The organism is Bradyrhizobium sp. 139 (assembly GCF_023074175.1).
In the GTDB taxonomy this organism is placed as follows: Bacteria; Pseudomonadota; Alphaproteobacteria; order Rhizobiales; family Xanthobacteraceae; genus Bradyrhizobium.
Window position 1 is genome coordinate 1 of the sequence record NZ_JADPKS010000143.1, and the last position, 2,479, is coordinate 2,479.

Annotated in this window: 1 protein-coding gene and 1 pseudogene; both read left to right on the forward strand. The window is 62.1% G+C overall.

The window, feature by feature from the left end; all coding sequences use genetic code 11:
- The first annotated feature begins 114 nt into the window (after positions 1-114).
- Positions 115-1,648, forward strand: a pseudogene (istA, locus tag IVA80_RS30935) (IS21 family transposase).
- Positions 1,614-2,477 carry an IS21-like element helper ATPase IstB gene (gene istB, locus IVA80_RS30940; protein WP_346348035.1) on the forward strand — a complete coding sequence of 288 codons (864 nt, stop codon included), beginning with the start codon at positions 1,614-1,616 and terminating at the stop codon, positions 2,475-2,477. The pseudogene istA and the gene istB overlap by 35 nt, the downstream one beginning before the upstream one ends.
- Positions 2,478-2,479 lie beyond the last annotated feature (2 nt).

The following is a 2,479-nucleotide window of genomic DNA, read 5'->3' on the forward strand; positions in this document are numbered from 1 at the left end:
TGTCATTCGGCCTGCAATATTGCCCCCCTAAGCCGGGGGATCGGCGTCCAAAATTGACCCCCTACAGGTTGGTCTGTTGCGCTGCCTGCTTCGTAACAAAGCAGGTGGTGGGGGATGCTGATCGTGGAGACGATTGCCCGGATCCGGCGCGAGCACTTCATCAAGGGCAAGACGATCAAAGAGATCGCCCGTGACCTGAAAGTGTCGCGGAACACGGTCCGGAAGGTGCTGAGGTCGGGAGACACCTCATTCGAGTACGAGCGTGTGGTCCAGCCACGGCCGAAGCTGGGAAGATGGGCAGTAGAACTCGACGGATTGCTGGCAGGGAACGCGGCCAAGGCTGCTCGCGAGCAGCTGACGTTGATCCGGATCTTCGAAGAACTGCGCGAGCGCGGCTATGACGGCGGTTACGACGCCGTGCGGCGTTACGCCAGGCGATGGAGCCAGGAGAGCGGACAATCGACGGCGGCGGCCTACGTTCCGCTGAGCTTTGCGCCGGGTGAAGCCTATCAGTTTGACTGGAGCCACGAGGTCGTCCTGCTCAATGGCGTGACGGTGATGGTGAAGGCCGCCCATGTCCGGCTCTGCCACAGTCGGATGCTGTTCGTGCGGTGCTATCCGCGCGAGACGCAGGAGATGGTGTTCGACGCCCACGACCGGGCATTCGCCCTGTTCAAGGGCACCTGCGGGCGCGGCATTTACGACAACATGAAGACCGCTGTAGAGACGATCTTCGTCGGTAAAGGGCGTCTTTACAATCGCCGGTTCTTGCAGATGTGCAGCCACTATCTGGTCGATCCGGTCGCCTGCACGCCAGCGTCGGGCTGGGAGAAGGGGCAGGTCGAGAACCAGGTCGGGCTGGTCAGGGAACGCTTCTTCACGCCGCCACTGCGGTTCAAAACCCTCGACGAGTTGAACGCCTGGCTGTTGGACAAGTGCATCGCCTACGCCAAGGCGCACCGGCATCCGGAACTGCCCGAACAGACGGTCTGGGAGGTGTTCGAAGCCGAGCGGCCGAAGCTCGTTCCCTATGCCGGCCGGTTCGACGGATTCCACGCGGTGCCGGCATCGGTCTCTAAGACCTGCCTGGTACGCTTCGACAACAACAAATACTCGGTCGCAGCCAGCGCCGTCGGACGTCCGGTTGAGGTTCATGCCTATGCAGACCGTATCGTGATCCGCCAGGACGGGCGCATTGTTGCCGAGCATCCGCGTTCATTTGGCCGCGGCGAGACGATTTACAATCCCTGGCATTATGTGCCGGTGCTGGCTCGCAAACCCGGTGCCTTGCGCAACGGCGCTCCCTTCAAGGACTGGGTGCTGCCGGCGGCGATTGAGCGTGTACGGCGCAAGCTCGCCAGTGTCGACGATGGTAATCGGCAGATGGTCGACATCCTCAACGCGGTTCTGACCGACGGCTTGCCGGCCGTCGAGGCGGCCTGTGCCGAGGCGATCGCTCACGGCGTTCATTCCGCCGATGTCGTACTCAACGTTCTGGCCCGCCAGCGTGATCCTGCGCCGCCGGCCAACATCATCACCCCGGCTGCGCTGACATTGCGCCATGCCCCGATCGCCGACTGTGCTCGTTACGACAACCTCAGGAGAACCATCTGATGGAGCGTACTCAACTGTTCGACCTCATGGGTGAGCTCAAGCTCTACGGCATGAAGGCTGCCTTCGACGAGATCATGGCGACCGCCATCAAACGCCAGCACGAACCCCAACGCATTGTCGGCGACCTGCTCAATGCCGAGATCAACGAGAAGCAGGCCCGCTCGATCAAGTACCAGCTCACCATCGCCAAGCTGCCGCTTGCCAAGGACCTTGAGGACTTCCAGTTCGAAGGCACCCCCATCAACCAGACCCTGGTCAATGATCTCGCCGGCGGCGGCTTCATCGCCCAGCAACGTAACGCCGTTCTGGTCGGCGGTACCGGCACCGGCAAAACACATATGGCCATCGCCATCGCCAGAAGCTGCATCCGATCGGGTGCCCGCGGCCGCTTCTACAACGTGGTCGACCTCGTCAACCGCCTGGAGATCGAGACCCGCAACGGACGGCAGGGCCGCATCGCCGAGCATCTGACCCGGCTCGACTTCATCGTCCTCGACGAACTCGGCTATCTACCGTTCGCTCAATCCGGCGGCCAGCTCCTGTTCCACCTCGTCAGCCGGCTCTATGAGCGCACGTCGATCATTGTCACCACCAACCTCGCGTTCGGAGAATGGCCCAGCGTGTTCGGCGACGCCAAGATGACCACCGCGTTGCTAGACCGGCTGACCCATCACTGCGACATCGTTGAGACCGGCAACGACAGTTGGCGCTTCAAAAGCCGCGACGACGATCACACAGCCCGCGCTCGCCTCGTCTCCGCTATCCCGACCAGCTCCGACGAGGCGAGCGCTACCGTCAAAACCCGCCGCTCTAAGGGGTCAAAATTGGACGCCGATACGGGGTCAAATTTGAACGCCGATTGACA

Excerpts from the sequence above, each read along its gene's own strand:
- istB (WP_346348035.1), top strand. The coding sequence starts at position 1,614 with ATGGAGCGTACTCAACTGTTCGACCTCATGGGTGAGCTCAAGCTCTAC.